Below are 26,900 nucleotides of genomic sequence, written 5' to 3' on the forward strand. Positions count from 1 at the left end.
GTTTCCTGTGGACGAGAAACAACGTTACGACGAAGGCATGCAAGTACGCCGCGCGGTGCTGGGCGATGCCCACGTCGATCGCAGCCTCAATGCCCTGACCGAGTTCAACAGCGAATTCCAGGAGATGATCACCCGCCACGCCTGGGGAGACATCTGGACCCGCCCGGGCCTGCCGCGCCATACCCGCAGCCTGATTACTATCGCCATGCTGATCGGTATGAACCGCAACGAAGAACTCAAGCTGCACCTGCGCGCCGCCGCCAACAATGGCGTAAGCCGTAGCGAGATCAAGGAAGTGATCATGCAGAGCGCCATTTACTGCGGCATTCCGGCGGCCAATGCCACCTTCCACCTGGCCGAATCCATCTGGGACGAACTGGGTGTCGAATCGCGGGCTTGAGGTCCATCGCTAATCCCTGTGGGGGGGCAATGCTGTGGGAGCAAAGCTTGCTCGCGATGCAATGCCACACTCACCAGAAATGCCACTGACCCACCGCTATCGCGAGCAAGCTTTGCTCCCACACGGGATCCTCGGTGAGCACAAATTTTGTACTCGGCACTGATCCCTTGTGGGAGCGAGCCTGCTCGCGAAAGCGGTGGTACAGCCTCCCTCCATGCTTGGCTTTTACAGCAAGCTAATCGGATAGCTGACGATCAACCGGTTCTCATCGAATTCATTGGTGCTGTAATCCCGGCGCATCGTCGAGTTACGCCATTTCACGTTGAGGCTCTTCAGCACACCGCTCTGCACGGTGTAGGCCAGTTCACTTTCGCGGCCCCACTCCTTGCCGTCGTCGACAGTGGCGGTGTGCACGTTGTCGCCGCTGATGTAGCGGTTCATCAAGGTCAGGCCCGGCACGCCGACGGCGGCGAAGTTGAAGTCGTGGCGCACTTGCCAGGATTTTTCCTTGGCGTTGTCGTAGCTGGAGTTGTAGCTGTCGTTCGCCAGGGTGCCGCCGCTGGTGCCGTTGACGCGCATCCAGGCATCATCGCCGCCGACTTTCTGCAGGCCGACGTAGAAGGTGTTGCCGCCGTATTTGGCCGAGAGCATGGCGAACGCGGTTTTGTTGTCCAGGTCGCCGGCCAACGCGCTGCCGTTTTCCTTGCCGGTGAAGTAGCCAAGGTTGGCGCCCAGGGTCCAGTCGCCCATGGGCTGGCTGTGGGTCAGGTTGAAATATTGCTGTTGGTAGATGTCGGACAGTTCTGCGTACCAGACGCCGACCTGGGTGCGTTTTTCGTTGAAGGCGTATTCACCGCCGCCGAAGTTGAAACGGTCGGAGGTGAACGCGCCGCGGCCGTTCATCGACATGTCTTCCATGCTCGCGTCGTTGCGCGGGCTGTTGCCTCGGAACTGGCCGCCGTAGAGGCTCAGGCCGTTGATTTCGGTGGAGGTGACCTGGCCGCCGCGGAAGGTTTGCGGCAGGGAGCGACCATCGTCGGAACGTAGGATCGGCAGCACCGGCATCCATTCGCCGACCTTCAGCTCAGTCTTCGAGACCTTGGCCTTGAGGGCCACGCCGAGGCGACCGAAGTCATCGGCGGGGCGACCGTCATCGTGTACCGGCAGCAGTTGTGTACCTGCCGTGCCACGACCGCCGTCGAGCTTGACCGAGTACATGCCCAGCACGTCCACGCCGAAACCGACCGTGCCTTGGGTGAAACCGGACTTGGCGTCGAGGATGAAACTCTGGGTCCACTCTTCAGCCTTGCCTTGGGCATTGTTCGGGTTGGTGAAGTTGCGGTTGAGGTAGAAGTTGCGCAGGTTCAGCGTGGCCTTGGCATCTTCGACGAATCCGGATTCCGCAGCCAGGACGGGCAGGGCGGTGCTGGCCAGGGCGACGGCGATGAGGCTGGGGAACAGGTGCTGTGTGGGCTTCATGGGCGTTGTCTCTTGTTTTTTTATGGACGAAGCGAGTTGTTGCCGCAACCGTGGGTTACGAACATTGCGGTGGAGCTGGAGGGTTAAAACGATCGAGGATCAGCCGGACGGAGCGGGGCGCAGAGGCATGGCGTCGAACCTGTTGTTATTGGTTTTGTGTGAGGGATGGTGAAGGGCTGCCTGGGATCGGTTCAATTGCCGTTTGCGGGTTTTGGGCGATTATCGAACGGCAAAACGGCCGATTGGATGGACGCATTCCACTGTGGGAGCGAGCCTGCTCGCGATGGCGGCCTGTCAGCTGTCGAGTACATATCCATTGCTGCGGTAACGGCTACTTATGGTTCCGCTCTTACAGCGGCTCACTTTTGAGAAGCGCAAAAGTAAGCAAAACGCTCCTGCCCCTCCACTCGGTGCCTCGCTAGGGCTCGGCATGCCCTCACTCCGGCATTGCTCCGTGGGCCGCCGCGAAGGGCCATCCATGGCCCAGCGCGGCTAACCCGGCATCCATGCCGGGTTACCCACTCCACAATGCCTGCGTTCGGCCATCGTGGTTAACGGGGCGCCCGAGATCAAAGTCCACCGCGAGGCGGCCTGACAGCCGACCTGACTCTCCCGGTCGTACACCCGTCAGATCTGTGGGAGCAAAGCTTGCTCGCGAGGCGGCCTGACAGCCGACCTGGCTCTCCCGGTCGTACTCTTATCTAAATCTGTGGGAGCGGGCTTGCTCGCGAAGGCGGCCTGACAGCCGACCTGGCTCTCCCGGTCGTACTCTTATCTAAATCTGTGGGAGCGGGCTTGCTCGCGAAGGCGGCCTAACAGTCGACCGGGTTCTGGCAGCTGTACTTCGACCCAACTGTGGGAGCGAGCCTGCTCGCGAAGGCGGCCTGACAACCGACCTAGTTCTGACGGCTCTACTTCAATCCAAGTGTGGGTGTCACAGTCGGTGGCGATGTGGAATTTGCCGGCCTCTTCGCGAGCAAGCCCGCTCCCACAGGAGGAACGCGGTCTCCTCAAGAACCAGGTCGGCTACTAGGCCGCCTCGCGGCGGCCCACGGAGCAATGCCTTCGTTCAGGCATGCCGAGCCCTAGCGAGGCACCGAGTGGTGGGGCAGGAGCGTTTTGCTTACTTTTGACTGGGCCGGCTTCCGGGCTCTTCAAAAGTGAGCCGCCGTCAGGGCGGAACCGTAAGCCGCCGTTACGGCGAAAATGGATATGTACCCAGTCAACAAGAGCAAGGCCAGCTGTCAGGCCGCCATCGCGGGCAAGCCTTGCTCCCACATAAGCCAGCGTTAAAAGGTGCACAAACAAAAAGCCCACCTTTCGGTGGGCTTCGTGTTTTTAAGCATTGGATCAGAACAACTTCGTCTCCGGCGCTTTCTCCGCCACCGGCTCGTTCTTGCCCGTCTCGGCATTCCAACCACCGCCCAATGCCTTGTACAGATTGACCTCGCTGGTCAGTTGCGCAAGACGGTCGGTGATCAGCGATTGCTGCGCGCTGAACAACTGGCGCTGGGCATCGAGGAAGGTCAGGTTGCTGTCGACGCCGATGCGGTAGCGACGCTCGGCCAGGCGGTAGTAGTCCTGGTTGGCGGCGACGAAATCGGTCTGGGCCTGCAACTGCTCGTTGTAGGTCTGGCGCGCGGCCAGGCCGTCGGAGACTTCCTGGAACGCGGTCTGAATCGACTTCTCGTACTGCGCGACGTTGATGTCTTTCTGGATCTTCGCGTAGTCCAGGCTTGCTCGCAGGCTGCCGGCATTGAAGATCGGCAGGTTGATCTGCGGCGCGAAGCTCCAGGTGCCCGAACCGCCCTTGAACAGGCCGGACAGGTCCGGGCTCAGGGTGCCGGCGTTGGCCGTCAGGCTGATGCTCGGGAAGAACGCGGCCCGCGCGGCGCCGATGTTGGCGTTGGCGGCCAGCAGGTTGCGTTCGGCCTGGAGAATGTCCGGACGACGTTGCAGCAGGTCCGACGGCAGCCCAGCCGGCACTTCGCTGAGCAGGTCATCGCTCAACGGTTGCGAGTTCAGGTTCGCCGGCAGGCCGGTGCCCAGCAGCAGGGTCAGGCTGTTCTCATCCTGGGCGACCTGGCGAGTGTAGCGGGCCAGTTGCACGCGGGCGTTTTCCACGGCGGTGCGCGCCTGGCTCAAGTCCAGGGCCGAGGCCACGCCGACTTCGGCGCTGCGCGAGGTCAGCTTGAAGCTTTGCTCGTAGGCACCGAGGGTTTCCTGGGTCAGCTTGAGCAGTTCCTTGTCGGCTTGCCAGGTCAGATAGGCATTGGCGACGTTGGCCACCAGGCTGATCTGGGTGCTGCGCCGGGCTTCTTCGGTGGCGAAGTAGCTTTGCAGCGCTTGCTCGCTCAGGCTGCGAACCCGACCGAACAGGTCCAGTTCATAGGCGCTGATGCCCAGCGTTGCCGAGTAGGAACTGGTGATCGCCGCTTCACCGGTCTGCGATGCCCGCGCCGGTACCCGCTGGCGGCTGCCGGAGCCGGTGGCCGAGACCGCCGGGAACAGGTCCGCGCGCTGGATGCGGTATTGCGCGGCGTAGGCATCGATGTTCAGCGCCGCGACGCGCAGGTCGCGGTTGTTTTCCAGGGCGACCTGGATCAGCTGTTGCAACGCCGGGTCATGGAAAAACTGCTTCCAGCCTTGCTCGGCGGCGGCCTGGCCGGGCGCCTTGGCGGCCTCGTAGGCCGGCCCTTGCGGGTATTGCGCCGCAACCGGTGCGTCGGGCCGCTGGTAGTCGGGGATCAGCGAGCAACCGCTGAGCACGACGGCGGCGATGGTCAGGGAGAGTAGCGACTTGCTCATTGGCCAGCCTCTTTGGAAGTTTCAGGAGTGTTGTCCTGGTCGATATTTTTGCGACGACCCATCGACGACACGGTCACGAAGAACAAGGGCACCCAGAAGATCGCCAGGATGGTCGCGGTGAGCATACCGCCGATCACACCGGTACCGATGGCGTGTTGGCTGCCCGAACCGGCACCCGTGGAAATCGCCAGCGGAACCACACCGAGGACGAACGCCAGGGACGTCATGATGATCGGCCGCAGACGCATCCTACAGGCTTCGATGGCGGCTTCCACCAGGGTTCGGCCCTGTTCGTGGAGTTCCTTGGCGAACTCCACGATCAGAATGGCGTTTTTCGCCGCCAGGCCGATGGTGGTCAGCAAGCCCACCTGGAAGTACACGTCGTTGGACAAGCCGCGCAAACTGGTCGCCATCAGCGCCCCGATGATCCCCAGGGGCACCACGAGCATGACCGCGATCGGGATCGACCAGCTTTCATACAGCGCCGCCAGACACAGGAACACCATCAGCAGCGACAAGGCATACAACGCCGGCGCCTGGGAGCCCGATAGACGTTCCTCGTAGGACAGGCCCGTCCAGGAAATACCCACACCGGCCGGCAACTTCTTGGCGATGGCTTCGACTTCGGCCATGGCTTCACCGGTGGAGTAGCCCGGGGCAGGAGCACCGAGGATTTCCATCGCTTCCACACCGTTGTAGCGGGCCAGTTTTGGCGAACCATAGACCCACTCGCCCTTGGCGAACGCCGTGAACGGCACCATGGTCCCGGCGCTGTTGCGCACGTACCACTTCTGCAGGTCCTCGGGGCTCATGCGGGCACCGGGCTGACCCTGCACGTACACTTTCTTCACCCGACCACGGTCGATGAAGTCGTTCACGTAGCTACTGCCCAAGGCAATCGACAGGGTGTTGTTGATGTCCGACAGGGTGATGCCCAGCGCGCTGGCCTTCTCGTCGTCGATTTCCAGCTGGTATTGAGGCTCGTCGTTCAGGCCGTTCGGACGCACCTGGGAGAGGATCTTGCTCTGGGAAGCCATCCCCAGGAACTGGTTGCGAGCCTCCATCAGCTTGTCGTGGCCGATACCGGCACGGTCCTGCAGGAACACGTCGAAACCGGTGGCGTTACCCAGTTCCAGCACCGCCGGCGGGGCGAAGGCGAACACCATCGCGTCACGGAACGTGAAGAAGTGTTGCTGGGCGCGGGCCGCGAGCTTGAACACGCTGTTGTCGGCGTTACGCTCCTCCCATGGCTTGAGCATGATGAAGGCCATGCCGGAGCTCTGGCCACGACCGGCGAAGTTGAAGCCGGTCACCGTGAACACCGACGCCACCGCATCGCCCTCACCGCCGTCCTTGCTTGGACGCAGCAGGAACTCACGCATGTTGTCCACCACCACCTGCGTGCGCTCGGCACTGGAACCGGCCGGGGTCTGCACCTGGGCGAACAACACGCCCTGGTCTTCTTCGGGCAGGAACGCCGTCGGGATGCGGGTGAACAGCCAGATCATGCCAACCACGATGAGCACGTAGGCCAGCAGGTACGGGGCCTTGTGCCTGAGCATATTGCCCACGCCGCGCTCGTAGCTGCGAACGCCACGGTCGAAATTGCGGTTGAACCAGCCGAAGAAGCCGCGTTTCGGTGTGCCGTGCTCACCCTTGGGGATCGGCTTGAGCATGGTGGCGCACAGGGCCGGGGTGAAGATCAACGCCACCAGGACCGACAAGGCCATGGCCGAGACGATGGTGATGGAGAACTGTTTATAGATCACACCGGTGGAACCGCTGAAGAATGCCATCGGCAACAGCACCGCCGACAGCACCAGCGCGATACCCACCAACGCACCCTGGATCTGGCCCATGGACTTCTTGGTGGCTTCCTTGGGTGACAGGCCTTCTTCGCTCATCACCCGTTCGACGTTTTCCACCACGACGATGGCATCGTCCACCAGCAAGCCGATGGCCAGCACCATGCCGAACATGGTCAGGGTGTTGATGCTGAAGCCGGCCGCCGCGAGGATGCCGAACGTACCCAGCAACACCACCGGCACCGTCATCGTGGTGATGATGGTGGCGCGGAAGTTCTGCAGGAACAGGAACATCACCAGGAACACCAGCGCGACCGCTTCGACCAGGGTTTCAACCACACCCTTGATCGACTCGCTCACCACCGGCGTGGTGTCGTACGGGAACACCACTTCCACGCCTTGCGGGAAGAACGGCTTGAGATCGTCGATGGTCTTGCGCAGGGCCTTGGCCGTGTCGAGGGCGTTGGCACCGTTGGCCAGTTTGACCGCCAGGCCCGACGCCGGGGCGCCGTTGAACTGGGCGCTGACACTGTAGTTCTCACCGCCCAGGCCGACATCGGCGACGTCGCCGACGCGCACTTGCGAGCCGTCCGGGTTGACCTTGAGCAGGATCGCCTTGAACTGCTCGGCGGTCTGCAGACGGGTCTTGCCGATGATGGTGGCGTTCAGTTGCTGGCCGGGCAGGGCAGGCAAGCCGCCAAGTTGGCCGGACGAAACCTGGACGTTTTGCGCGGCAATGGCGTTTTTCACGTCCACCGGGGTCAGGTTGAAGTTGTTCAACTTGGCCGGGTCGAGCCAGATCCGCATGGCGTACTGGGCACCGAAGACCTGGAAGTCACCGACACCCGCAGTACGCGAGATCGGGTCTTGCAGGTTGGACACGATGTAGTTGGCCAAGTCGTCCTTGGTCATGCTGCCGTCACGCGACACCACGCCGATGACCATGAGGAAGTTCTTCACCGCCTTGGTCACGCGGATACCCTGCTGCTGCACTTCTTGCGGCAACAGCGGGGTGGCCAGGTTCAACTTGTTCTGGACCTGGACCTGGGCGGTATCGGAGCTGGTGCCCTGTTCGAAGGTCGCGGTGATGGTCATGCTGCCGTCGGAGTTACTTTCCGACGATACATAACGCAGGTTGTCGATACCGTTGAGCTGCTGCTCGATCACCTGCACCACGGTGTCCTGCACGGTTTGCGCGGACGCGCCCGGGTAGGTCACCTGGATCGCAATGGCCGGTGGCGCGATGCTCGGGTATTGGTTGATCGGCAACTTGAGGATCGATAAAGCCCCGACCAGCATGATCACCAGGGCGATCACCCAGGCGAAAATCGGACGGTCGATAAAAAATTTCGACATGGTTTACTCCCCTTTGCCTTCGGCTGCTTTATCAGCTGCCTGAGCGGGGGCCGGGTTCTGGGTGTTGACGTTGGTGGCTTCGGTGGCTTTGACTTCCACCCCCGGCCGCACGTACTGCAACCCTTCGGTGATCAGGCGATCGCCGGCCTTGAGCCCGTCTTCGATCAGCCATTGGCTGCCGACGGTGCGGCTGGCCTTGAGCTGACGCAGTTCGACCTTGTTGTCCGGGCCAACGACCAGGGCGGTCGGCGCACCCTTGAGGTCACGGGTCACGCCTTGCTGCGGTGCCAGGATCGCCGCGCTGTTCACGCCTGCCTGCAATTGGGCGTGGACGAACATGCCCGGCAGCAGGGTGTGGTCAGGGTTGGGGAACACGGCGCGCAAGGTCACCGAACCAGTGGTCTGGTCAACCGAGACTTCGGAGAACTCCAACTTGCCTTCGTGCGGATACTGGCTGCCGTCTTCCAGGGTCAGCTTGACCATGGCGGCGTTCTCACCGGCCTTTTGCAGACGACCGCTTTCCAGCTCGCGGCGCAGTTGCAGCAGCTCGACCGAGCTCTGCGTCACGTCGACATAGATCGGGTCCAGTTGCTGGATGGTCGCCAGGGCGTCGGTCTGGCCGTTACTGACCAGCGCACCCTCGGTCACCGAGGAACGACCGATGCGACCGGAAATCGGCGCATAGACCTTGGTGTAGCGCACGTTGATCTGGGCAGTCTGCAGGTTGGCTTCCGACTCCAGGCGATTGGCCACGGCGGTGTCGTATTCCTGGCGGCTCACCGCCTGTTCGTCCACCAGTTGCTTGTAGCGGTCGGCAATCGACTTGGTGGAACGCAGGTTGGCCTCGGCGCTCTTGAGAGTCGCTTCATAGACAGCCGGATCGATCTGATACAGCTGCTGGCCGGCCTTGACGTCGGCGCCTTCCTTGAACAAGCGCTTGAGAATGATCCCGTTGACCTGTGGCCGTACTTCCGCGACGCGGAACGCGCTGGTGCGGCCCGGCAGTTCCGAGGTCAAGGTGAAGGGCTGGGTCTTGAGGGTTACCACACCGACCTGAGGAGGAGGAGGCGCAGGCGCAGCCTCTTCCTTTTTGCATCCGCTGAGCAGCGATGCCAGGGCGATGGCAGTGACCAGAGCGGTAACAGCTGGCTTGAATTGCATGGAAATCCTCGGGTCAGGCGCGCAACGAGCGCACTCGAAAGGTGGAAAGGTAAAAAAGCAGCAGTAATTCAATTAGTAGGATGCTAAGAAATATACTTACGTACACGGTTGTTTGTAAACAGCCAAATTGCGTAAGATCCGGATTTACAAAAGCCTTACAAAGGCCAGCGTAGATCGGGGACGTGCTCCAAGGGACGTCGCCTCATATTTTGTTCAGCTGATTCTTACGCATTGCTGACCGCATCCTGATTGAGGTGTTTACTGCCATGGTCCGTCGTACCAAAGAGGAAGCCCAGGAGACTCGCAGCCAGATCCTCGAAGCGGCCGAAAAGGCCTTTTTCGAGCGTGGCGTGGCGCGTACGACCCTGGCCGACATCGCGACACTGGCTGGTGTGACGCGCGGGGCCATCTATTGGCATTTCAGCAACAAGGCGGATTTGCTCCAGGCCATGCTCGATACCTTGCACGAGCCGCTCGACGAATTGGCCCGTGCCAGTGAGAGTGAAGAAGAGCTTGACCCGCTGGGCTGTATTCGCAAGCTGCTGGTCCGGTTGTTCCAGCAAGTGGCCCTGGACCCGAAAACCCGACGCATTAATGAGATCCTGTTCCATAAGTGTGAATTCACCGATGAAATGTGCGATTTGCGCCAGCAGCGACGCGAGGTCAGCCTCGATTGCAATGTGCGCATCGCCCTGTCGTTGCGCAATGCGATGAAACGCGGCCAGTTGCCGGATGATCTGGACCCGGAAAGGGCGGCAGTCGCCATTCATGCCTACATCGATGGCATTCTGTACCAGTGGCTGCTGGCCCCCGACAGCTTCGCCCTGGCGGGTGAGGCCGAGCGTTGGGTGGAGATCGGGCTGGACATGCTGCACCTGAGCCCTAGCCTGCGCAAATGAAACAAAATGCGTAATTGCGTCGGTTTGTGTCAATAGCCAGTCCCGGGCGTACCCCGACGGAAATGATCGGCGGGGGTACTTTATATAGGCGCCACAGCGGATGACAGGCCGCCGGCCGGCAATTTTGTAGGGAAATTGTTGCGCCTTGGTCAAACCTCGCCCGCTACGGGAACATTTCCCGGAGTGACGAGGCGGCGGGAAACATCAGGTCGGGGTCTTTCGATCGATCGCCAGTTTGATGGTGTAGCTGAATGGAGCCTCAGTCATTTTTTCGGAGATGACCGCTTCGCAGGTGTAATCATTATTACCTGACGATTTTATATTTTTACTCCACCGTGGAATGTAGCTGGGCTCTGCCCAGCCTGGTATTACGGGAACTTCGAGACGTGTGTAAAGTTGGCAGGTATGGCCATTGATTTCATACGCCAGGTTGAACTCGATAGGTTCTATCTTTTTCAAGGTGGGCTGCCAGCCGGAAGTTGGATAGGTGAACGCCCTCTGGAAAGGAATATTGATGTTTCGAAGCCTGTTGGGCGAGACATCGTAGCCCGCTGTTGGATAGTCGGGCGGAAGTACCGAAAGATGCTTCAGTCTTAGCGTGTCTGAAGTGTTGTTCGTGACCTGTACGAGTACGGCTGTGTCCGCCATGGCGCCGCTGATGAAAACAGGGCCCAGTGCGACGGCCAGGGCAAAACGCTTGATGTGGTTCATTGTGTTCTCTTCCTTGAGTGCAGGTTGAATCTGGATCTGCGTAGGTTGTTGGTTTTTAGTTTGTGTGCCAGGCAACGGTGATGCTGCTTCGGCGTTTTTATTATTAGCGTGATTAATCCCTGGGATCCATAGTGCGAGCACTTCGGCTTGTTATTTTATGTTTCGTATCTTTTTCCCGGCTTTGTTTGTTGTTTTAACGCCAACTTGCGCGCATAAAAAAGCCTCGGCTACTTTCGTTGCCGAGGCTTGTTTGCAATGTAATTGCGGCGGACTTACATCACCGGGTAATCAATATAGCCAACGGGTCCTTTGCCATAGAACGTCTCCGGATGCGGCTCGTTCAATGGCGCGTCGGCTTTCAAGCGGGCCGGCAGGTCCGGGTTGGCAATGAACGGCACGCCGAAGGCCACGGCGTCAGCCTTGCCTTCTGCCAGCCAGGCATTGGCGCTCTCTTTGGTAAAGCGTTCGTTGGCGATGTACGGGCCGCCGAAAGCCTGCTTGAGTTGTGGGCCGATGCTGTCTTCGCCCTCCTTCTCACGGGAGCAGATGAAGGCGATGCCACGCTTGCCCAGTTCGCGAGCCACGTAGCTGAAGGTTTCCAGGCGGTTCTCGTCACCCATGTCATGGGAGTCGGCGCGTGGCGCCAGGTGCACGCCAACCCGGCCGGCGCCCCAGACTTCGATGGCGGCGTCGGTCACTTCCAGCAGCAGGCGGGCACGGTTTTCCAGGGAACCGCCATAGTTGTCGGTGCGCTGGTTGGTGCTGCTTTGCAGGAACTGGTCGAGCAGATAGCCGTTGGCGCCGTGGATCTCCACGCCGTCGAAACCGGCGGCCTTGGCGTTCTCGGCACCGACGCGGTAGGCATCGACGATGTCGGCGATTTCAGCGGTTTCCAGTGCGCGCGGCGTTGGGTAGTCGGCCAGTGGACGGACCAGGCTGACGTGACCCTTGGGCTGGATCGCGCTGGGGGCCACCGGGGTTTCGCCGTTCAGGTACGACGGATGGGAGATCCGGCCGACGTGCCACAGTTGCAGGAAGATCTTGCCGCCGGCGCCGTGGATCGCCTTGGTGACGTTGGACCAGCCGCGTACCTGGTCGTTGGACCAGATGCCCGGGGTGTCCGGGTAGCCCACGCCCATCGGCGTGACGGAGGTCGCTTCGCTGAGGATCAGGCCAGCGGAGGCGCGTTGCACGTAGTACTCGGCCATCAACGCATTGGGCACGCGGCCTGCGTCGGCGCGGCAGCGAGTGAGCGGGGCCATGATGATGCGGTTCTTCAGCTCGATGTCGCCGAGTTTGATGGGGTCGAAAATAGTCGCCATGAAAATACAACCTCGAAAGTGGAAGGGTAAACAGTCAACGAGTTGCCGGGGCCAGGTCGGTATTGCCGCCCTGGCGGAAAGTGATCAGGGTGACCAGCAGCGCCAGCACGGCCAGCGCGCCGGCGGCCAGGGGCACGGCAGTCAGGCCCAGGCCTTGGTCGATGACGCTGCCGCCGACCCAGGCGCCCAGGGCATTGCCGACGTTGAAGGCGCCGATGTTCAGGGTGGAGACCAGGTTGGGCGCGTCCTTGCCGAAGGTCACCACGTTGACTTGCAGGGCCGGCACGGCGGCGAAGCAGGCGGTGGCCCAGAGGAACAGGGTGATTTCAGTGGGGATCAGCGCCACGCTGGTCCAGCTCAGCACAGTGGACACCACGGCCATGGTGATGAAGACGCCCATCAAGGTGTTTGCCAGGCTCTTGTCCGCCAGCTTGCCGCCGATGATGTTGCCCAGGGTCAACCCCAGGCCGATCAGCACCAGGGTCCAGGTCACGCCACGGGGCGATACGCCGGTCACTTCACCCAACAGCGGGGCGACATACGTGAAGAGGGTGAACACCGAGGCGGAGAACAGCGCGGTCATGCTCAGGGACAGCCACAGACCGGCGCCTTTGAGCGCCACCAGCTCCGAGCGCATGTCGAGTTTTTCTTCGTCGCGCTTGGCCGGCAGGAAGCGGATCAGGCCGATCAGTGCCACCACGCCGATAACCGTCACTGCCCAGAAGGTCGAGCGCCAGCCGGCTTCCTGGCCCAGTGCGGTGCCCAGCGGCACGCCGAGCACATTGGCCAGGGTCAGGCCGGTGAACATCAGGGCCACGGCCGAGGCGCGCTTGTTGGGCGCCACCAGGCCGGCGGCCACCACCGAGCCGATACCGAAGAACGCACCGTGGCACAGGGCCGTGACGACCCGGGCGAACATCAGCACGTTGTAGTCGCTGGCGATGGCGCAGAGCAGGTTGCCGACGATGAAAATCCCCATCAACGCCACCAGGGCGGCCTTGCGCGGCAGCCGGGCGGTGGCCAGGGCCATGAACGGCGCACCGATGGCCACGCCCAGGGCGTAGCCGGTCACCAGCCAGCCGGCGCCGGGAATCGACACGCCCAGGTCGGCCGCCACGTCGGGCAGCAGGCCCATGATGACGAATTCGGTGGTGCCGATGGCGAAGGCGCTCAGGGCCAGGATCAGGAGTGAAAGGGGCATGATGGGTCCTTGTCAGGTCAGAGCTCTTGGCTCATTTGCTTGAGGAACTGCTGGATCACGTCCTCGTTGCGTTTGAAGAAGTGCCATTGACCGACCTTCTGGCTGGTGATCAGCCCCGCCCGTTGCAACACCGCCAAATGCGCAGACACCGTGGATTGCGAGAGGCCGCAACGCTGGTCGATCTGCCCGGCGCAAATGCCGAACTCATGGTTGTGCAACTGGTCGGGGAACTGGACCTTGGGGTCTTTGAGCCAGTTGAGGATGTCTCGCCGTACTGGGTGCGCCAGGGCTTTTATTATTTCGTCGAGGTCGAGGGTCATGGGTAGCAAGCTCGGGTGAGTAAAACGCCATATCGCGATGGAGCGAACCTTAAATCGTTACTTCGCGATATACCAATATGGATTTGATCTGAATGCCCAACAAATCGCTATATCGGGTTATAACGATATGGGCGCGGGAGTGCTAAGCTGCGGGCCATGAACTATCTCGCGCACCTGCACCTCGGCGGCCCCGGCCGGGAACAACTGCTCGGCAGCCTCTATGGCGACTTCGTCAAGGGACCGCTGCAAGGGCTCTACGACCCGCGGATCGAGGCGGCGATTGCCCTGCATCGGCGCATCGACATGTACACCGACCGTCATCCCTTGGTGGACATCGCCCTGTCGCGCTTTTCCACGGTGCGACGGCGCTATGCCGGGATCGTGCTCGACGTGTTTTTCGATCATTGCCTGGCCCGGGACTGGCCGTTGTACGGCGAAGAGCCGCTGCTGGATTTCACGTCCCGGGTGTACCAGGTGCTCGGCACCGAACCGCAGTTACCAGGACGCCTGGCGCACATCGCCCCGCACATGGCGGCGGATGACTGGCTGGGGTCTTATCAGGAATTCGAGGTGTTGGCGCAAGTACTGCGCGGCATTTCCCGCCGCCTGTCCCGTCCCGAGGAACTGGCCGGGGCGATGCCGGAATTGATCAGGCTCTATGAGCCGTTGAGCGAAGACTTTCGGTTGTTCTATCCGCAGCTTCAGGATTTTGCGCTGAGCCAGGTCACACCAAATAACTAAATTGTGGGAGCGGGCTTGCTCGCGAAGGCGGTGGATCAGTCAACATCTGTGTTGAATGTACTGCCGTCTTCGCGAGCAAGCCCGCTCCCACAAGGGATTTTCCACGGGAATCCGGATCAGGCCGCAATCGCCGCAGGCCGCACCGGCACTTGCTGTTTCTCGGGAATCGCGCCGAACAACGCCTTGTGCACCGCCTGCTGCGCCTGGAAGGCCAGGGCCGCGCGTTCCTGGCCATGGCAGGCAATCGGTTCCAGCAGGTGGATGTGCACCTCGCCCCGATCATTGGCGAACAGGCGCATCAGGTGCGACAGCAAATCATCATCGCCAATGAACGGCGCCAGGGAATCCGGCTCGCCGTTGCGCAGATAACGAATCGCCACCGGTTGCAAGGCGACATCGGCATCGATCGCCGCCGACAACAAGCGACCGTGGAAGGTGCGCAGGGAACGGCCGTCGGTGGTGGTGCCTTCCGGGAACATCAACAACGGATGGGCCTGTTCCAAGTGGCGACTCATCTGTTTGCGGATCAGCTGGCTGTCACCCGAGCCGCGACGGATAAACAGGCTGCCGGCCTTGGCGGCCAGCCAGCCGGCGACCGGCCAGGTGCGCACTTCGGCCTTGGACAGGAACGACAGCGGCGTGAGCATGCCCAGCAGCGGGATGTCGGTCCAGGACACATGGTTGCTGACCCAGAGCATCGGTCGTTGCGGCAGTTGACCATGGACGGTGACGGCAAAGGGCAGGGCATGGCTCAGCCGGGCCATGAAGAACCGCGACCAGCGTTGGCGACGCACCATGGAGTTGGCGATCCCCAGGCGTTCGAACAAACCGAACACGCTGGCCATGCTCAGCCCCAGCGTCACCACCAGCAAGACTCGCGCGATACGCGCGTACACCCGCAACCGACTCATCACACCGCTGCCTTGAAGTGACGGGCGTAGCGCGGGCAGAGTTCGTCGCGCTTGAGCAGGATGAACACATCGGCCACCTGGAAATCCTCGTCCCAGCACGGCTCGCCGCAGATCTTCGCGCCCAGGCGCATGTAGGCCTTGAGCAGCGGAGGCATCTCGGCAATGACGTTGGACGGCACGTCCAGGGTCGGCAGTGGTTTTTTCGGCACGGCTTGCAGGTGTTCGGTGCACAGGTAGCGTTCGCGCAGGCGCTGCATGATCGCCTGGGCCTGTATGCCGCCATCCTGCATCGGAATGCTCGCGCAGCCCATCAGGTAGCTGTAGCCGCCTTCGTTCAGGACTTCGGCCAGCTCGCCCCAGAGCACCGCGATGGTGCCACCGTTGCGGTAGGCCGGGTCGACGCAGGTACGGCCGATTTCGAGGATTGGGCCCTTGAGGTGGACCAGGCCGTGGAGGCTGAATTCTTCTTCGCTGTAGAACCGGCCCAGGCTGCTGGCGGCCTGGTGGTCGAGCAGGCGAGTGGTCGCCACGAGGCGGCCGGTGTTCAGGTCGCGTACGCCGATGTGAGCGCAGTGAACATCATAGTCATCCATGTCCAGACCCATTTCCGCGCCTTTGAGCTTGGCGTTGAACTCGCCACTGAAGACGTTGAAGCGCAGGGCCTGGGCTTCTTGCAAGGCGTGGGCGCCGATCAGGCGTTCGGCTTGCAGGCGGCGTTCATTGCCGGTGTCGCTGATGCGGGCGATCTGAGTCATAGCGAATCTCCGTGCGGGCTGTTCAGTTGCAGCCTGTCGACTTTCTTTATGCAGCCATGTTGTGCAAAGTCAGGCTATGTAGCCCCGGTGTCATCGCCATGAAGCTTTGGTGATGCTTATATGACAGCCCTCAAGGAGTCCGCCCAATGCCCTGGCACACCCTGATCGAACACGGCGAGCGCTTGCCCGCCCATCCGGACCTGGCCGAAGGTTATGCCGCGTTGCTGCAACGCCTGGGGCCGGTAACGCCGTTCGAGCTGGCCGTGCTTGGGGCTCGGTCGATGGCCACGCCGGGGCTGGCGTTCCTGGTGGGCTACCAGGCGGCACTGCGAGTGCTTTGGCCCAGCGCGCCGCAGAGCCTCGGCGCTCTGTGTGCCACTGAGCAGCGCAGCGTGCGGCCGGCGGACATGCACACCCGTCTCGACGATTTGCGCCTGAGCGGACGCAAGGATTTCGTCACCGCTGGCGACGCCGCCGAATGGCTGTTGATTGCTGCCCGCTGCGAAGCGCCCGGTGAAACGCCACGGCTGAACCTGGCGGTGGCCTACGCGGGCGAGCCCGGCGTGACCTTGGAGAAACTGCCCGCCATGGGCCTGATGCCCGACATCAGCCATGGCCGCGTGCTGCTCGACGGCGCGTTGTGCGAATTGCTGGCGGGCGATGGCTGGGACGCCTACGTCAAACCGTTCCGCACCCTGGAAGACCTTTATGTGCTCAGCGCGATGACGGCCTGGTTGCATGGCGTCGGGCAGGAGTGCGCCTGGCCCCAGGCGTTGCAACTGCGCCTGCTGGCATTGCTCGCCGGCTGTGCGGAAGTGAGCCGGCATAACCCTTCGAGTGCTGCCGGGCATGTGCTGCTGGGCGGGTTGTTCGCCCAGTTCCACGGGCTCGACGGTGAACTCGACGCTGCCCTGGCCGGCGGGCCTGCGACGTGGCGCGAGCTGTGGACGCGGGATAAAGGCGTGATGGATATCGCGGCGGGGGCGCGGGCCAAGCGGTTGGCCAAGGCGTTGGGATAGCCCTCGGCGTGACTAACCCTTGTGGGAGCGAGCCTGCTCGCGATGGCGGAGTGGCAGCCAAGAATATGTCGACTGACAAACCGCTATCGCGAGCAGGCTCGCTCCCACAGGGAAGGCCAGACAAGACTCAAATTGTCATCAAGTCTGAATAGGCTCCGAAGGTTCAACCCTGCGAGCCCCAAGTATGTCCAAAGGCTGGTTCCTGATTCCGCTGTTATTGCTCAACCTGAGCGCCCACGCCGAAGATTGGCCCGGCGAGCAATGGCCAAGCGGCCCGACGCCGAGCGGGCCGGCCATCGAAGCCTTGGCGCAATACGCCTTCCCACCCCGGGACGATGAGAGCCGCGAGGGCATCCGCACCGATGCGCTGCTGGTGATCCAGGACGGTCGGCTGGTCTATGAACGCTACGCCGGGCCAACCACCGCCCAGACCCCGCACCTGACCTGGTCGATCAGCAAAAGCCTGCTGGCGACGGTATTCGGCGTGGCCTATGGCGAACAGCGCTTTGCCCTGGACGATCCGGCCGCCAAGTACTACCCGCCGCTGAACCGACACCCGGACCTGACCCTGGCCGATCTTTTCCATTGGGCGTCCGGCCTCGACTGGCAGGAAGACTACGAATACGCGCCGCTGAAGTCATCGGTGGTGGCGATGCTCTACACCCGCGGGCGTCATGACATGGCGGCGTTTACCGCGCAGCATGAAAGCTTCAGTCCGCCTGGGCGGGCGTTCCGTTATTCCAGCGGTGACAGCAACCTGTTGGCGGCGGCCCTGAAAAATATCGTCGGCCCGGCACGTTATCCCGATTACCCCTGGACCGCTCTGTTCGAACCCTTGGGCATCCGCAATGCCACCTGGGAAACCGACGCCAGCGGCACGTTCGTGGGGTCGTCCTACGCCTACCTGACGGCGCGGGACCTGGCGCGTGTCGGCTTGTTGATGCAGCGGGACGGCCGCTGGGGCGAACGGCAGCTGATTCCCAAGGCTTGGGTCGCGTTCAGCCGTGAACCGTTCGTGCACTTCCAGGCCGGCCAGGATGAAGCCGTGCCGGGCGGGCACTGGTGGCTCAACCGCGCCGCCGATCCGGCGATCCACCCCTGGCCCGACGCGCCGCCGGACACCTTCGCCGCCCTGGGCCATTGGGGCCAGGCGCTGTACGTCATTCCCAGCGCCAAACTGGTGATCGTGCGCTACGGCGACGACCGCGACGGCCGCTATCGCCATAACGAACTGCTCAAGCGGGCCATGGCGGCGTTCGCCGGGACGGTGCAGCCATGAGGCGCAACGTGTTGCTGACCCTGCTGTCGGCGGTGCTCATCGCCCTGTTCAGTTGGATGTGGCTGGAGCGGGTGGCGTTGCGGGCCTTTCCCGACATCATTAGCGCCTACACCGCCAAGGAATACTGCTCGTGTCGCTATGTGATGGAGCAATCGGCGGACTACTGCCGTGGCTATGTGAGGCAGTCGGTGCCCACCAGCGACTTTCTCGAGACCGCAGACGCGAAACGCATCACCGTCAGCGGGTTGGGGCGTAGCAACAGCGCGCGGTGGATGGGGGAGCGGCAGGGGTGTCGGTTGGAACCCTGAAAGTTGATTCGATGATGGCTTTTGTGGCGAGGGAGCTTGCTCCCGCTGGGCTCTGTAGGAGCTGGCGAAGCCTGCGATCTTTTGATCTTTCGCTTGAGACTCAAGTGTCTGGGGAAAGATCGCAGCCTCGTTGCACTCGACAGCTCCTACGGCCCAGCGGGAGCAAGCTCCCTCGCCACAAAGGTTATGTGCGCAGCAGCGATGTTCTGAAACAGACAGTTTGCAAGCGCCCTCGGCCCGGTTAAGGTTCGCCACAGGTTTATCTACCCTCCGAGTGCATATGTTCAAGCGGTTCTTCCCACGCGTGGTCGCCAGCGTGCTGCTGGCCTGCGCAGCGCTGCCGGCCCAGGCCGACTGGTACCTGGACGGCGAGTCGTCGCGGCTGTCGTTTATCAGCAGCAAAAACGGCAACATTTCCGAGGTCCAGCGTTTCCTGGTGCTGCACGGCCAAGTCCAGCCCGACGGCTTGGCGCGCCTGGAAGTGGAACTCGAATCCATCAACAGCGGTATCCCCCTGCGGGATGAGCGCATGCGCGCCGAGCTGTTCGACATCAAGCAATTCGCCGAGGCCACGGTCACCGCCAAGATCGACCTGATGCCGATCCAGGACCTGGCCAACGGCGCGCAGCTGGAATTGCGCCTGCCGCTGACGGTGAACCTGCACGGCAAGCAGCATGAATATCCCGTTGAGTTGCTCGCGACGCGCCTGGATGAGCGTCGCTTCCAAGTGGTGACCCTCGAACCGGTGGTGCTCAACGCGGCGGATTTCGATTTGGCGCCGGGCCTGGAAAAGCTGCGCAACCTGGCCGGGTTATCGGCCATCAGTTTGTCGGTGCCGGTGAATGCGGTGCTGATTTTCACGGCGCGCTGACATGAGCGGCCCGGTCTTTCCCTGGCGTGAAGGCAATCGCTTCGAGCTGTTGGTCGACGGCCCGGAATTCTTTCCGCGCATGCTGGTGGAAATCGCCCGTGCCCGGGAACAGGTCGAGCTGGAACTGTACCTGGTGGAGGCGGGGGCCTGCGCCGAAGCAATGGTCCAGGCACTGGTCCAGGCCGCCGAGCGTGGCGTTCGCGTGCGCTGCCTGTTCGATGACTACGGCAGCCTGGCGTTTACCCTGGCCCTGCGCAAGCGCCTGACCGAGGCCGGGGTGGAGTTGCGTTTCTACAATCGCCTGAGCTGGCGGCGCTGGGTGCGCAATCTGTATCGGGATCATCGCAAGCTGTTGTTGGTGGACCAACGCCTGGCCGTGGTCGGTGGCACCGGGGTGACCGATGAATTCTGGAACCCCCTCGACGACCGCAGTGAGTGGCACGAAGTGATGGTGGAAATCGTCGGCCCGCTGGTGCTCGACTGGCAACTGCTGTTCGACCGCCAGTGGCTCGCCAACCGCCATCGGCGTGCCTGGAAACCGGCGTCCAACTTCGGCTTGCCGCGCCTGCCTCGCGTGCCGCCGGTGGGCGAGGGCATGGGCCGGGTGGCGTATGCCGACGCCCGTCAGCATCGCGACATCCTGCAATCGCTGTCCCGGGCATTGAACAGCGGCCAGAAACGCATCTGGATGGCAACGCCGTACTTCCTGCCGACCTGGAATGTGCGCCGCTCCTTGCGCAAGGCCGCCGCCCGCGGCATCGATGTGCGCCTGCTACTGACCGGCCCACGCACCGATCACCCGTCCGTGCGCTACGCCGGGCACCGTTACTACCCGCGACTGCTCAGGGCCGGCGTGCAGATCTACGAGTACCAGCCGTGTTTCCTGCACTTGAAGATGGTGCTGGTGGATGACTGGGTCAGCATTGGTTCCTGCAATTTCGATCACTGGAACCTGCGTTTCAACCTGGAAGCCAACCTCGAAGCCTTGGACTCCAAGCTCAGCAGCGCCGTGGCGGCCAGTTTCGAGCGGGATTTCGCCCAGAGCCTGCAAGTCAGCCTCGACGCCTGGCAGCGCCGACCGCTGTGGAAGCGGTTCAAGCAGCGGCTGTGGGGGTGGGTGGATCGGTTGGTGGTGAATCTGCTGGATCGGCGGGGTTAAGCGCAATCCTTGAAAACACATGGAACCCCATGTGGGAGCGGGCTTGCTCGCGAAGGCGGTGTGTCAGCCGACTCAATTGCTGACTGATACACCGCCTTCGCGAGCAAGCCCGCTCCCACAGGGTCATGCATGTTGTTGGGTCAGAGCAGCTCAAAACTCTGCTGTTTCACATCCTGGGAGTCCAGGCCGATCTGCACGTTGAACTTGCCCGGCTCCGCGGCGTACTTGAGTTGGGCGTTGAAGAACTTCAGGTCGTCTTCGGTGATGGTGAAATGGATGACTTTCTTCTCGCCGGCCTTGAGCATCACCTTGCGGAAGTTCTTCAGCTCCTTCACCGGGCGGATGATCGAGCCGGTCACGTCCTGGATGTACAGCTGCACCACGGTCTCGCCGTCACGCTTGCCGGTGTTTTCCAGCGTCACGCTGGCATCGAGCTTGCCGGTCTTGTTCAGCGTGGTCGACGACAGCGCCATGTCCGACAGGCTGAATTCGGTGTAGCTCAGGCCGTAGCCGAACGGGTAGAGCGGGCCGGTGGTGTCGTCGAAATACTGCGAGGTGTAGTTGCCCGGCTTGCCCGGCGTGAACGGCCGGCCGATGCTCAGGTGGTTGTAGTAGGTCGGAATCTGCCCTACCGAGCGTGGGAAGGTGATCGGCAGCTTGCCAGACGGGTTGTAGTCACCGAACAGCACGTCCGCGATGGCGTTGCCGCCTTCGGTGCCGCTGAACCAGGTTTCCAGGATCGCATCGGCCTGCTGCTTTTCTTCCAGCAACGACAGCGGACGGCCGTTCATCAGCACCAGCACCAGGGGCTTGCCGGTGGCCTTCAGGGCCTTGATCAGCTCGCGTTGGCTGGCGGGGATGTTCAGCTCGGTACGGCTCGACGATTCATGGGACATGCCCCGGGACTCACCCACGGCGGCCACCACCACGTCGGCGGACTTCGCGGCCTTCACCGCTTCGTCGATCAGCACTTGGGCCGGGCGCGGGTCATCCACCACTTCCGGGGCGTCGAAATTGAGGAAGTTCAGGTAGTCCAGGACCTTCTTGTCGCCGGTGATGTTGGCGCCACGGGCGTAGATCAGCTTCGACTCACCGCCCAGAGCGCGGGTCATGCCGTCGAACAGGGTGACCGACAGCGCCGGGCGCCCGGCGGCAGCCCAACTGCCCATCATGTCGATGGGGGCCTTGGCCAAGGGACCGACCAGGGCGATCTTCGCGGTTTTCTTCAGGGGCAGGGTCTGGTTGCGGTTTTCCAGCAGGACCAGGCTGCGGCGCGCCACATCCCGGGCATCGGCGCGGTGCATGCGGCTGTCGGCGTAGACGTCGGCGGGGTCATCCTCGGCCTTGCCGATGCGCAGGTACGGGTCCTTGAACAGGCCCATGTCGTACTTGGCCGCGAGCACTTCGCGCACCGCATTATCGATGTCGCTCTGCTCGATCTCGCCAGCTTTCAGCAGCCCTGGCAACTCCTTGCCGTAGAGCGAGTCGTTCATGCTCATGTCGATGCCGGCCTTGATCGCCAGCTTCGCCGCTTCGCGACCGTCCTTGGCGACGCCGTGCTTGATCAACTCGAAGATGGCGCCGTGGTCACTGACCGCCAGGCCCTTGAAGCCCCATTCCTTGCGCAACAGGTCGTTCATCAGCCAAGTGTTGGCCGTGGCCGGCACGCCGTTGATGGAGTTCAGCGCGACCATCACCCCGCCGGCACCGGCGTCGATGGCGGCGCGGTAGGGCGGCAGGTAGTCCTGGTGCATTTTCAGCGGACTCATGTCCACGGTGTTGTAGTCCCGACCGCCTTCCACGGCGCCATACAGGGCGAAGTGCTTGACGCTGGCCATGATGCTGTCGGCGGCGTTGGCCCCGGTGCCCTGGAACGCCTTGACCATCACCCCGGCAATGCGCGACACAAGATAAGTGTCTTCGCCGAAGCCTTCTGAAGTCCGGCCCCAGCGCGGGTCGCGGGAAATATCGACCATGGGCGCGAAGGTGATGTCGATGCTGTCGGCCGCCGCCTCCTTGGCTGCGATTCGGCCGGAGTGGTAGATGGCGTCCATGTCCCAGCTTGAAGCCAGGGCCAGGGGGATAGGGAATATGGTGCGGTGGCCATGAATCACATCGTAGGCGAAGAACATCGGGATCTTCAGCCGGCTGCGCATGGCCGCGTCCTGCATCGGACGGTTCTCATCGCGAGTGATGGAGTTGAACGTGCCGCCGATATTGCCGGCGGCGATTTCCTTGCGAATCATCTCCCGGGGCATTTCCGGGCCGATGCTGATCAGGCGCAATTGGCCGATCTTCTCTTCGAGGGTCATCTGCTTCATCAGGTTACTGATGAACGCATCCTTGTTCTCCATGGGGGCGGGCAGGTTGTCGGCTAATACGGAGTGACTGGCCAGACTGACAAACAGGCCCAGCAAACACAGCTTCTTCATGAATAATTTTCTCGCAAGCCTAAAGGGCGGTGATCAAGACACGCCGGTCAGCCAAAATGTGAGGAGCGGCTATTGTTGTTCAGTTAAATGCAGCAGACTTTCGAACCCATTGGGCTGAACTTAGTTTCGCACTGCGCATCTTTTAGCCCATCGGCCCGTTTCAATCCAGCGCGACGGCAGATTATGCCCCAGACGTCGGCGGGATAGGTGGCCGGGTTTTCCTATGTCATGCAAGGGAGCGCCATATCCGATGAATCCTCGACTGAATCACCTTCGCAGCCTGCCGATGCTGGCGCTGATGCTGCTCACCACGTTGTTGGCCGGTTGCGGCATCAACAACATCCCGACCCTGGACGAACAGGCCAAGGCCGCCTGGGGCCAGGTGCAGAACCAGTACCAGCGCCGCGCCGACCTGATTCCCAACCTGGTGGAGACCGTCAAGGGCTACGCCCAGCACGAGCAGGACACCCTGACCGCAGTGATCGAGGCGCGGGCCAAGGCCACGTCGATCCAGGTGGACGCCAGCACCTTGGACAACCCGGAAAAACTCAAGCAGTTCCAGCAGGCCCAGGACCAGCTGAGCGGCGCATTGAGCCGGCTGATGGTGGTGGTCGAGCGTTATCCGGACCTCAAGGCCAACCAGAATTTCCTGGCGTTGCAATCGCAGCTCGAAGGCACCGAGAACCGCATCGCCGTGGCCCGCCGCGACTTCATCCTGGCGGTGCAGAAGTACAACACCGAGATCCGCACGTTCCCGGGGCGCCTGTGGCACAGCGTGATGTACAGCGACCTGCCGATCCGCGAAACCTTCGAGGCCACCAGCCCCAATGCTGAAAAAGCCCCTGAAGTGAAGTTCTGATGAAACTGTGGGAGCGAGCCTGTGGGAGCAACGCTTGCTCGCGATGAACGATAACGCGGGTCATTAAAAAGACCGAGGTGCCTTCATCGCGAGCAAGCTTTGCTCCCACAGCAGCTCGCTCCCACACAGGAGTTGCAATGCGAGCGTTGAAATTTGGCCTGGTGCTGTTGCTCTGGGCGTTTGCCATCACGGCCCAGGCCGAATTGAAGTTTCCGGAACTGACCGGGCGGGTGGTGGACGCCGCCCAGATGCTCGAACCCTCGGTGCGCACGCAATTGGACTCGCAGCTCAAGGCCCATGAACAGGCGACCGGCGAACAGGTGGTCGTCGTGACCCTGGCGGACTTGCAGGGCAGCAGCATCGAGGACTTCGGCTATCGACTGGGGCGCCATTGGGGTATCGGGCAGAAGGATAAAAACAACGGCGCGCTGCTGATCGTCGCCCGGGATGACCGTAAACTGCGCATCGAAGTGGGTTATGGCCTGGAGGATCGCCTGACCGACGCCCAGAGCTCGGTGATCATCCATCAGGTGATCACGCCGGCCTTCAAGACGGGCAACTTCAATAAAGGTATCAGCGATGGCGTCGCGGCGATGCTGGTGGTGCTGGGCGGCAGCCCGCTGGACGAGCCCGCGACTGCTTACAATGCAGATGGGCAGCAGGGCGATTTTGTCGAGCGTCACCCGGGGCTGTTCATCTTCCTGGTGATACTGTTTATCTTGACGGTACTGGTCTGCCAGACGCTCGGTATCCTGCCGGCCGGACGCGGTGGCTCCAGCGGCTCGGGCGGTTACGGTGGCGGAGGCTTTGGCGGCGGAGGCGGTGGGGGCGGCTTCAGCGGCGGTGGTGGCAGTTTTGGGGGCGGCGGTTCGTCGGGCGGCTGGTGATAATAATAATGAGCAGGCACTTTTAACCATGGCATTACTGACTGAACACGAACAACGCAAGGTTGCCGAGGCCATCGCCCGGGTCGAGCGGCATACCGACGCCGAACTGGTCACGGTGCTGGCCGCCCGCGCCGACGACTACGCCTATATCCCGCTGCTGTGGGCCAGCTTGCTGGCCCTCGTGGTGCCCGGCGTGGTCCATTACCTCAGCGGGTGGCTGGCCGTGCACAGCCTGCTACTGGTGCAGTGGGTCAGTTTCATCGTGTTGTGCCTGGTGTTCCGCATCCCCAAGATCACCACGCACCTGATTCCCCGTTCCGTGCGCCACTGGCGGGCCTCCAACCTGGCGCGCCGGCAATTCCTCGAACAGAACCTGCACCACACCGTGGGCAGCACGGGTGTGCTGATCTTCGTCTGCGAGGCCGAGCGGTATGTGGAAATCCTCGTCGATGAAGGCATCTCCAAGCACCTGGACAACACCTGCTGGGACGCCATTGTCGCAGCGTTTACCCAGCAGGTTCGCCAGGGGCAGACCTTGCAGGGTTTCGTGACGTGCATCGAAGCCTGCGGAGAATTGCTCAAGGAACACGTGCCGCTGACCCAAGAGCGCAATGAACTGCCGAATCGGTTGGTGGTTTTAAGCTGATTGTCGATCACCATGGCCAGAGCCGCTTTTGTGGCGAGGGAGCTTGCTCCCGCTCGGCTGCGAAGCAGTCGTCGATTTGCGAGCTCGTTGCCCGACCTTGGAGCCGATGGGGACCGCTTCGCGGTCCAACGGGAGCAAGCTCCCTCGCCACAAAAGCTCCCTCGCCACAAAAAAGCCCCAGTGAGCCACAAAAAGCTCAGTGAGCCGCAAAAGCCGGGGCCTTCGTAAAAAGGGCCTGGATTTTCTACCACTGGGGAAATTCCCCGTGCCCTCGCTGCCCATCCCCCCTAAAATACCCGCCATTCCCGATCCGCCCGCCCCGAGGCCGCTTGTTCATGTCCGCCACCGCAACTCCAGCCCGTCCCGCGCCGGATCACCACGCCCAATTCATCGAGCTGCTGCGCACCAGCCTTGAACAAAACGCTTTCATCAAACTGGTACTGGCCAAGTACGTGGGGGACGAAGCGGACCTCCAGCGGCTGATCATCAAGCAGCTGACGGTCAAGGACCAGCCATGCCTGTCTTTTGTCTACCGCTACAAGACCCGCGACATCACCAAGAATTTCCCACTGGCCGAAGGCGTGGACACCATCGCCGCGCTGTTGCCGGCGTCGTTCAAGAACGCGCATTTGCTGGCGGTCACCGACGAGGCGCAGCTGGAGTACAGCAAGAAGGGCAAGAGCTCACTATTCAAGAGCAAGCCCCAGCAACTGCGGGAAGTGCCGTCTGCCGAGCACAACCGTGAGAAAAATCGCTTTCTCGACCTGAACCGGCCATTTTTGGCTGACCTGGGCGTGACCAACCACAAGCACGAGCTGATTCCGGCGATGTCGCGCAAGTGGAAGCAAATCAATAAGTTCATCGAGGTCTTCAGCCATGCGCTGACCTCTTCGCCCCTGGCCTTGGACAAACCGGTGCGGGTCTCGGATTTCGGTTCGGGCAAGGGCTACCTGACCTTCGCCATCCATGATTACCTGCGCAACACCTTGCAGGCCGAGGGCGTGGTGACGGGTGTCGAGCTGCGCGAAGACATGGTCAAGCTGTGCAACGAAGCCGCCGCGCGCCTGGAGCACCCGGGCCTGAGCTTCCAGCACGGTGACGTGCGCAGCGTGGCGCCGAGTGCGGTGGATGTGATGATCGCCTTGCACGCCTGCGATATCGCCACCGACTACGCGATCCACATGGGCATTCGCTCGGGCGCCTCGATCATCATGTGCTCGCCGTGCTGCCACAAGCAGATCCGCCTGCAGATCCAGAGCCCGGCGTTGCTCAAGCCGATGCTGCAATACGGCCTGCACCTGGGCCAGCAGGCGGAAATGGTCACTGACAGCTTGCGGGCGCTGTTCCTCGAAGCGTGTGGCTACGAGACCAAGGTGTTCGAGTTCATCTCCCTGGACCACACCAACAAAAACAAGATGATCCTGGCCGTCAAACGCGCCGAACCGGCGGACCCCACCGAGCTGCTGGCAAAAATCGAAGAACTCAAGGCCTTCTACCACATCACCGAGCACTGTCTCGAAACGCTGCTGCGGGCGGATGGCTATCTCGCCTGACCTCGCCCTGCTAGCACC

23 protein-coding genes are annotated in these 26,900 nt (G+C 62.1%); 12 read left to right on the plus strand and 11 right to left on the minus strand.

Annotated elements, in window-relative coordinates:
* The first annotated feature begins 7 nt into the window (after nt 1-7).
* A complete protein-coding gene (gene pcaC / locus HU715_RS01860) occupies nt 8-400 on the plus strand; it encodes a 4-carboxymuconolactone decarboxylase (protein ID WP_186704489.1) in 393 nt (130 codons plus the stop codon).
* A gap of 225 nt (nt 401-625) precedes the next feature.
* Here the strand turns inward: pcaC and HU715_RS01865 are convergent, their stop codons facing one another.
* The 4 genes from HU715_RS01865 to HU715_RS01880 all read right to left on the minus strand — a co-directional run bounded on the left by HU715_RS01865 (nt 626) and on the right by HU715_RS01880 (nt 9,009).
* Complete coding sequence (locus tag HU715_RS01865) at nt 626-1,879, minus strand: OprD family porin (RefSeq protein WP_186704490.1); 1,254 nt, start codon at nt 1,877-1,879, stop codon at nt 626-628.
* Between the two features lie 1,350 nt (nt 1,880-3,229).
* Nucleotides 3,230-4,687, minus strand: a complete 1,458-nt coding sequence (gene adeC / locus HU715_RS01870) for an AdeC/AdeK/OprM family multidrug efflux complex outer membrane factor (protein ID WP_186704491.1) — start codon at nt 4,685-4,687, stop codon at nt 3,230-3,232.
* Nucleotides 4,684-7,848 carry an efflux RND transporter permease subunit EmhB gene (gene emhB, locus HU715_RS01875; protein ID WP_186704492.1) on the minus strand — a complete coding sequence of 1,055 codons (3,165 nt, stop codon included), beginning with the start codon at nt 7,846-7,848 and terminating at the stop codon, nt 4,684-4,686. The genes adeC and emhB overlap by 4 nt, the downstream gene beginning before the upstream one ends.
* 3 nt (nt 7,849-7,851) lie before the next feature.
* A complete protein-coding gene (locus tag HU715_RS01880; RefSeq protein ID WP_186704493.1) occupies nt 7,852-9,009 on the minus strand; it encodes an efflux RND transporter periplasmic adaptor subunit in 1,158 nt (385 codons plus the stop codon).
* 266 nt (nt 9,010-9,275) lie between these two features.
* Between HU715_RS01880 and HU715_RS01885 the strand changes: the two genes are divergently transcribed.
* Nucleotides 9,276-9,908 (plus strand): TetR family transcriptional regulator, encoded by a 633-nt coding sequence (locus HU715_RS01885; protein WP_186704494.1) that lies wholly within the window; start codon nt 9,276-9,278, stop codon nt 9,906-9,908.
* A gap of 204 nt (nt 9,909-10,112) precedes the next feature.
* On the opposite strand, the gene HU715_RS01890 is transcribed toward HU715_RS01885, so the two are convergent.
* From HU715_RS01890 to HU715_RS01905, 4 genes are all read right to left on the minus strand, one after another.
* Entirely contained in the window at nt 10,113-10,619 is a 507-nt protein-coding gene (locus tag HU715_RS01890) for a hypothetical protein (RefSeq protein ID WP_186704495.1), read from the minus strand.
* A 272-nt stretch (nt 10,620-10,891) separates the two neighbouring features.
* On the minus strand, nt 10,892-11,941 hold the full coding sequence (locus HU715_RS01895; RefSeq protein ID WP_186704496.1) for an alkene reductase: 1,050 nt from the start codon (nt 11,939-11,941) through the stop codon (nt 10,892-10,894).
* A 34-nt stretch (nt 11,942-11,975) separates the two neighbouring features.
* Complete coding sequence (locus tag HU715_RS01900; RefSeq protein ID WP_186704497.1) at nt 11,976-13,142, minus strand: MFS transporter; 1,167 nt, start codon at nt 13,140-13,142, stop codon at nt 11,976-11,978.
* A gap of 17 nt (nt 13,143-13,159) precedes the next feature.
* On the minus strand, nt 13,160-13,462 hold the full coding sequence (locus HU715_RS01905; RefSeq protein ID WP_053182660.1) for an ArsR/SmtB family transcription factor: 303 nt from the start codon (nt 13,460-13,462) through the stop codon (nt 13,160-13,162).
* 156 nt (nt 13,463-13,618) lie between these two features.
* Between HU715_RS01905 and HU715_RS01910 the strand changes: the two genes are divergently transcribed.
* On the plus strand, nt 13,619-14,203 hold the full coding sequence (locus HU715_RS01910) for an acyl carrier protein phosphodiesterase (RefSeq protein ID WP_186704498.1): 585 nt from the start codon (nt 13,619-13,621) through the stop codon (nt 14,201-14,203).
* Nucleotides 14,204-14,319: 116 nt separating this feature from the next.
* Here the strand turns inward: HU715_RS01910 and HU715_RS01915 are convergent, their stop codons facing one another.
* Together HU715_RS01915 and olsB are read right to left on the minus strand one after the other, a co-directional pair.
* Nucleotides 14,320-15,114 carry a lysophospholipid acyltransferase family protein gene (locus tag HU715_RS01915; protein WP_186704499.1) on the minus strand — a complete coding sequence of 265 codons (795 nt, stop codon included), beginning with the start codon at nt 15,112-15,114 and terminating at the stop codon, nt 14,320-14,322.
* Nucleotides 15,114-15,869, minus strand: a complete 756-nt coding sequence (olsB, locus tag HU715_RS01920; RefSeq protein ID WP_053119242.1) for an L-ornithine N(alpha)-acyltransferase — start codon at nt 15,867-15,869, stop codon at nt 15,114-15,116. Before olsB ends, HU715_RS01915 begins: the two co-directional genes overlap by 1 nt.
* A 146-nt stretch (nt 15,870-16,015) precedes the next feature.
* Here olsB and HU715_RS01925 point away from each other — a divergent pair, with 146 nt between their 5' ends.
* The 5 genes from HU715_RS01925 to HU715_RS01945 all read left to right on the plus strand — a co-directional run bounded on the left by HU715_RS01925 (nt 16,016) and on the right by HU715_RS01945 (nt 20,505).
* Nucleotides 16,016-16,888, plus strand: coding sequence for an acyl-CoA dehydrogenase family protein (locus tag HU715_RS01925; protein ID WP_186704500.1), 873 nt, complete (start codon nt 16,016-16,018; stop codon nt 16,886-16,888).
* A 184-nt stretch (nt 16,889-17,072) separates the two neighbouring features.
* Nucleotides 17,073-18,167 carry a serine hydrolase domain-containing protein gene (locus tag HU715_RS01930; RefSeq protein ID WP_186704501.1) on the plus strand — a complete coding sequence of 365 codons (1,095 nt, stop codon included), beginning with the start codon at nt 17,073-17,075 and terminating at the stop codon, nt 18,165-18,167.
* Nucleotides 18,164-18,475 (plus strand): amidase, encoded by a 312-nt coding sequence (locus HU715_RS01935; protein ID WP_186704502.1) that lies wholly within the window; start codon nt 18,164-18,166, stop codon nt 18,473-18,475. The genes HU715_RS01930 and HU715_RS01935 overlap by 4 nt, the downstream gene beginning before the upstream one ends.
* A gap of 280 nt (nt 18,476-18,755) precedes the next feature.
* Complete coding sequence (locus tag HU715_RS01940) at nt 18,756-19,346, plus strand: YceI family protein (RefSeq protein ID WP_186704503.1); 591 nt, start codon at nt 18,756-18,758, stop codon at nt 19,344-19,346.
* Nucleotide 19,347: 1 nt separating this feature from the next.
* The gene (locus HU715_RS01945; RefSeq protein WP_186704504.1) at nt 19,348-20,505 is read left to right on the plus strand and encodes a phospholipase D-like domain-containing protein; all 1,158 of its coding nucleotides are present in this window, start codon (nt 19,348-19,350) and stop codon (nt 20,503-20,505) included.
* Nucleotides 20,506-20,645: 140 nt separating this feature from the next.
* Here the strand turns inward: HU715_RS01945 and bglX are convergent, their stop codons facing one another.
* Nucleotides 20,646-22,937, minus strand: coding sequence for a beta-glucosidase BglX (gene bglX, locus HU715_RS01950; protein ID WP_186704505.1), 2,292 nt, complete (start codon nt 22,935-22,937; stop codon nt 20,646-20,648).
* Between the two features lie 250 nt (nt 22,938-23,187).
* Here bglX and HU715_RS01955 point away from each other — a divergent pair, with 250 nt between their 5' ends.
* The 4 genes from HU715_RS01955 to HU715_RS01970 all read left to right on the plus strand — a co-directional run bounded on the left by HU715_RS01955 (nt 23,188) and on the right by HU715_RS01970 (nt 26,882).
* Nucleotides 23,188-23,796, plus strand: coding sequence for a LemA family protein (locus HU715_RS01955; protein WP_186704506.1), 609 nt, complete (start codon nt 23,188-23,190; stop codon nt 23,794-23,796).
* A gap of 137 nt (nt 23,797-23,933) precedes the next feature.
* A complete protein-coding gene (locus tag HU715_RS01960; RefSeq protein WP_186704507.1) occupies nt 23,934-24,683 on the plus strand; it encodes a TPM domain-containing protein in 750 nt (249 codons plus the stop codon).
* Between the two features lie 28 nt (nt 24,684-24,711).
* Nucleotides 24,712-25,329, plus strand: coding sequence for a TPM domain-containing protein (locus tag HU715_RS01965; RefSeq protein WP_186704508.1), 618 nt, complete (start codon nt 24,712-24,714; stop codon nt 25,327-25,329).
* Nucleotides 25,330-25,664: 335 nt separating this feature from the next.
* On the plus strand, nt 25,665-26,882 hold the full coding sequence (locus HU715_RS01970; protein WP_186704509.1) for a class I SAM-dependent methyltransferase: 1,218 nt from the start codon (nt 25,665-25,667) through the stop codon (nt 26,880-26,882).
* The last annotated feature ends 18 nt before the right edge of the window (nt 26,883-26,900 follow it).

This window comes from Pseudomonas zanjanensis (assembly GCF_014268745.2).
Classification (GTDB): domain Bacteria; phylum Pseudomonadota; class Gammaproteobacteria; order Pseudomonadales; family Pseudomonadaceae; genus Aquipseudomonas; species Aquipseudomonas zanjanensis.

Coding starts and splice junctions, on each gene's coding strand:
- HU715_RS01865 (WP_186704490.1), bottom strand. CDS start 1,879: ATGAAGCCCACACAGCACCTGTTCCCCAGCCTCATCGCCGTCGCCCTG.
- adeC (WP_186704491.1), bottom strand. CDS start 4,687: ATGAGCAAGTCGCTACTCTCCCTGACCATCGCCGCCGTCGTGCTCAGC.
- emhB (WP_186704492.1), bottom strand. CDS start 7,848: ATGTCGAAATTTTTTATCGACCGTCCGATTTTCGCCTGGGTGATCGCC.
- HU715_RS01880 (WP_186704493.1), bottom strand. CDS start 9,009: ATGCAATTCAAGCCAGCTGTTACCGCTCTGGTCACTGCCATCGCCCTG.
- HU715_RS01885 (WP_186704494.1), top strand. CDS start 9,276: ATGGTCCGTCGTACCAAAGAGGAAGCCCAGGAGACTCGCAGCCAGATC.
- HU715_RS01890 (WP_186704495.1), bottom strand. CDS start 10,619: ATGAACCACATCAAGCGTTTTGCCCTGGCCGTCGCACTGGGCCCTGTT.
- HU715_RS01895 (WP_186704496.1), bottom strand. CDS start 11,941: ATGGCGACTATTTTCGACCCCATCAAACTCGGCGACATCGAGCTGAAG.
- HU715_RS01900 (WP_186704497.1), bottom strand. CDS start 13,142: ATGCCCCTTTCACTCCTGATCCTGGCCCTGAGCGCCTTCGCCATCGGC.
- HU715_RS01905 (WP_053182660.1), bottom strand. CDS start 13,462: ATGACCCTCGACCTCGACGAAATAATAAAAGCCCTGGCGCACCCAGTA.
- HU715_RS01910 (WP_186704498.1), top strand. CDS start 13,619: ATGAACTATCTCGCGCACCTGCACCTCGGCGGCCCCGGCCGGGAACAA.
- HU715_RS01915 (WP_186704499.1), bottom strand. CDS start 15,114: ATGAGTCGGTTGCGGGTGTACGCGCGTATCGCGCGAGTCTTGCTGGTG.
- olsB (WP_053119242.1), bottom strand. CDS start 15,869: ATGACTCAGATCGCCCGCATCAGCGACACCGGCAATGAACGCCGCCTG.
- HU715_RS01925 (WP_186704500.1), top strand. CDS start 16,016: ATGCCCTGGCACACCCTGATCGAACACGGCGAGCGCTTGCCCGCCCAT.
- HU715_RS01930 (WP_186704501.1), top strand. CDS start 17,073: ATGTCCAAAGGCTGGTTCCTGATTCCGCTGTTATTGCTCAACCTGAGC.
- HU715_RS01935 (WP_186704502.1), top strand. CDS start 18,164: ATGAGGCGCAACGTGTTGCTGACCCTGCTGTCGGCGGTGCTCATCGCC.
- HU715_RS01940 (WP_186704503.1), top strand. CDS start 18,756: ATGTTCAAGCGGTTCTTCCCACGCGTGGTCGCCAGCGTGCTGCTGGCC.
- HU715_RS01945 (WP_186704504.1), top strand. CDS start 19,348: ATGAGCGGCCCGGTCTTTCCCTGGCGTGAAGGCAATCGCTTCGAGCTG.
- bglX (WP_186704505.1), bottom strand. CDS start 22,937: ATGAAGAAGCTGTGTTTGCTGGGCCTGTTTGTCAGTCTGGCCAGTCAC.
- HU715_RS01955 (WP_186704506.1), top strand. CDS start 23,188: ATGAATCCTCGACTGAATCACCTTCGCAGCCTGCCGATGCTGGCGCTG.
- HU715_RS01960 (WP_186704507.1), top strand. CDS start 23,934: ATGCGAGCGTTGAAATTTGGCCTGGTGCTGTTGCTCTGGGCGTTTGCC.
- HU715_RS01965 (WP_186704508.1), top strand. CDS start 24,712: ATGGCATTACTGACTGAACACGAACAACGCAAGGTTGCCGAGGCCATC.
- HU715_RS01970 (WP_186704509.1), top strand. CDS start 25,665: ATGTCCGCCACCGCAACTCCAGCCCGTCCCGCGCCGGATCACCACGCC.